Here is a 2,042-nt window from a genome sequence, read left to right as displayed (position 1 = left end):
TGTCGTCAAAGTCCCGTCTGCCCCGCGACGCCTGGCACGCACTCTCGCCGCACCGGGCGCAAGACCGAGTACGCCCAGTACGAGGTCTTGCGCCCCGCGCACCGAGAGCACGCACCAGACGCCGCGGGGCCGCCCTCCGGGCGACGACGGGACTTCGACGACAGACCCTAGCGATCGCGCAGCATCCGCCGCATTGCCTGCCGTGTCGCGCGCTGGCGTGCACGCTCAGCCTCCGCTTCGGCGCCTGGAACCCCCAAACGGTCTCCAGGCGTCACTCAATCGTGGACCCTCTGACTGCCCTTACCGCCGATGGTGTTCTCCGCGCAGGCACTGGCCTCGCTGGCCAAGCCGGAACCGCGTATTTCCGCCGCCCCAAGGTGACTCTGATCAAGATCGGAAGTCGCGACGAACGGCGGGACGCGTACACCAGCTTCCTTGCTTCGACAGCAGCGACTTACTCCCTGTACTGGGAGCTGGAGATTCGCATTGAGGATGTGAAGCGAAGGGTGACGCGCCGCAAGAGAGAACGAGCACTTGCGCAGCTCGGGCTGGACTCCCTGTCGCAACAAATGCACGTTGTGCGACAGATGGATGCAGCCATGGCCGAACTGAACATGGTGGCACCCATGGCCATCCTGAACATCGCACTATGTCTGGAGCGTGCAGAGAAGTACTTCGGGCAGGCGGTGGAGGATGGGAAGGATACGGAGCCCTACAGAGAAGCCATCAGGAAGATCCACACTGAATTCTTGACGGCGTGCCGCAAGACCTCCGTTACATCCCCGCGCAGTGGGAGATCCACCGGAGGGCAGGGAGGGCCTGTGCCGCCTGGTGGCGGCGTAAGCGCAACAAGCCCAGCCATCCTCCCCAAGTCCACAACGCGCTGCAGATCCTCGACTCTCTTCCGCACAGTGGGACGCGGTAACCCAAGTGTCGGGGGCAACCCTCCCTCCTGTGGTAGAAGCACGACGTAACTGCGGATCCATACGATTCGAGGGCATCCAGGCCCGCGTCGAGTTCCTCGACAGCGCGCGAGAGGCCATCGACCTTCCATGACTCAGAAGCCCTCAGCGGCCCGCGGGCGGGCTTCTGAGGGCTTCTGGCAGTCTTCAGGCTTCTACGTACGCGACAACGATGACCGTGCGCAGGGCGGTCATGTAGTAGATGACGGCGACCTCTTCGAGATCGTCGTCGTAGCGGTGCAACTCGGGGGTAGAGCCAGGGATGGGCTCGCCCATGGTGGGGTCGACGGAGAGGGCTGCCAGGGCCCGGTCGAGGGCGTGAATTTCGTGGCGGCCGAGTTTGTTGATCTGATCGGTGGCGCTGTCGGTGAAGGCGATCCGTGCTCGCCGGCCGGGGTGTCGGGCCATCAGGCGACGTGTCCCCGTTCAGCATCAAGTTCGGCAAGGCGGCGGTCCCGTACCGTCTCCCAGGGGGTGGTCTGCTCGGGGCCGGGCACTCCGTTGGAAGCAACGTCTTCGAGGAACGCGGCGAGGTCGTTCGCCTTTGCCCGGGTGCGGGCGGCGTAGGCGAGCAGGGAGTCGGCTCCCTCGGCCGGCTGGGGTTCGGCGGCTGGCTGCTGGTCTCGGTCGTCGCTCATGGCGGGCTCCTGGCGTGGCGTGGCGTCGTTGTCCACCGTATCTCCGGTCTATCGGGGAGCGCGTCTTGTTGGCTTCAACCAGGTGCCTGCGGCAGCGAGGCGGATCTCCTGGCCGGGTTGGGGGCCGCCTCGCTGGCGGTTCAGTGCCGGTCGACCTCGCCGATGAGCTTGCGTAGGTGCTTCACAGCTCGTTCTGATGCGCCCCGGGCTGACAGAGCACTGAGGATGATGTCGCCTTCCAGGGTGAGCTGATCCCACTCACCTGCAACGAGATCCAGCGCCTGTTCATCACACTCGTTGTCCAGCCCCGTCCACGACGCGGATCACCGGCTCAGCTGGTCCCACTGGCGACGTCGTCACCAGGCCCGATCGCGGGCCGGCCATTACCGGTGGCAAGCAGCCCAGGCATGACCGAGCGGTTCAGTCGGCGAGTTCCGTCAGG

At 65.5% G+C, this 2,042-nt stretch carries 2 protein-coding genes and 1 pseudogene; 1 reads left to right on the top strand and 2 read right to left on the bottom strand.

All coding sequences use genetic code 11. The annotated features are described in order from the left end of the window. Window positions 1-1,109: 1,109 nt before the first annotated feature. On the bottom strand, window positions 1,110-1,370 hold the full coding sequence (locus tag AB0F18_RS39115; RefSeq protein ID WP_362070284.1) for a hypothetical protein: 261 nt from the start codon (window positions 1,368-1,370) through the stop codon (window positions 1,110-1,112). Further along, window positions 1,370-1,600: a hypothetical protein gene (locus AB0F18_RS39110; protein ID WP_362070281.1), complete on the bottom strand. Its 231-nt coding sequence runs from the start codon at window positions 1,598-1,600 to the stop codon at window positions 1,370-1,372. Before AB0F18_RS39110 ends, AB0F18_RS39115 begins: the two co-directional genes overlap by 1 nt. A 245-nt stretch (window positions 1,601-1,845) precedes the next feature. On the opposite strand from AB0F18_RS39110, the pseudogene AB0F18_RS39105 reads away from it, so the two are divergent. Then, window positions 1,846-2,011 (top strand): annotated as a pseudogene (locus tag AB0F18_RS39105) (IS701 family transposase); the annotation flags it as partial. Between the last annotated feature and the right edge of the window lie 31 nt (window positions 2,012-2,042).

Origin of the sequence: Streptomyces sp. NPDC029216, assembly GCF_040648015.1 — a bacterium.
In the GTDB taxonomy this organism is placed as follows: domain Bacteria; phylum Actinomycetota; class Actinomycetes; order Streptomycetales; family Streptomycetaceae; genus Streptomyces.
The sequence above is the reverse complement of the archived record's forward strand: the minus strand, read 5'-3'. Positions and strand labels throughout refer to the sequence as shown.

Coding starts and splice junctions, on each gene's coding strand:
- AB0F18_RS39110 (WP_362070281.1), bottom strand. CDS start 1,600: ATGAGCGACGACCGAGACCAGCAGCCAGCCGCCGAACCCCAGCCGGCC.
- AB0F18_RS39115 (WP_362070284.1), bottom strand. CDS start 1,370: ATGGCCCGACACCCCGGCCGGCGAGCACGGATCGCCTTCACCGACAGC.